Source organism: Pseudomonas pudica (assembly GCF_015680405.1).
GTDB classification, from domain to species: domain Bacteria; phylum Pseudomonadota; class Gammaproteobacteria; order Pseudomonadales; family Pseudomonadaceae; genus Aquipseudomonas; species Aquipseudomonas pudica.
The window spans coordinates 1-468 of sequence record NZ_JADLJS010000110.1 but is presented as its reverse complement, the minus strand read 5'-3'; the positions used below and the strand labels follow the sequence as shown (position 1 = coordinate 468).

The following is a 468-nucleotide window of genomic DNA, read 5'->3' as shown; positions in this document are numbered from 1 at the left end:
CCCTCGGCCCTGGCGCCACCAACCTGGTCACCGCCAGCGCCTACGCCTACCTGGGCGGCATGCCGATGATGATGATCACCGGCCAGAAGCCTATCAAGAAGTCCAAGCAGGGCCGTTTCCAGATCATCGACGTGTGCGGCATGATGGACCCCATCACCAAGTACACCCACCAGTTCGCTTCCGCCGACAACATCCCAGCCCGTATGCGCGAAGCCTTCCGCCTGGCCGAAGAAGAGAAGCCGGGTGCGGTCCACCTGGAGCTGCCGGAAGACATCGCTGCCGAGCAGACCGAAAGCCTGCCGATTCCGCCTAGCCTGAGCCGTCGCCCGCTGGCCGAGCACAAGGCCATCGAAGCCGCCGTGGAAAAACTGCAGAAAGCCCGCAACCCGATCCTGGTGATCGGCGCCGGCGCCAACCGCAAGATGACCGCCAAGGTCCTCAAGCAACTGATCGACAAGACCGGCATCC

General features: G+C 63.9%; 1 protein-coding gene. It reads left to right on the top strand.

The features are described from left to right. Positions 1-468, top strand: a 468-nt coding sequence (locus IRZ77_RS26695; RefSeq protein ID WP_268868219.1) for a thiamine pyrophosphate-binding protein, incomplete at both ends; no start/stop codon positions are given.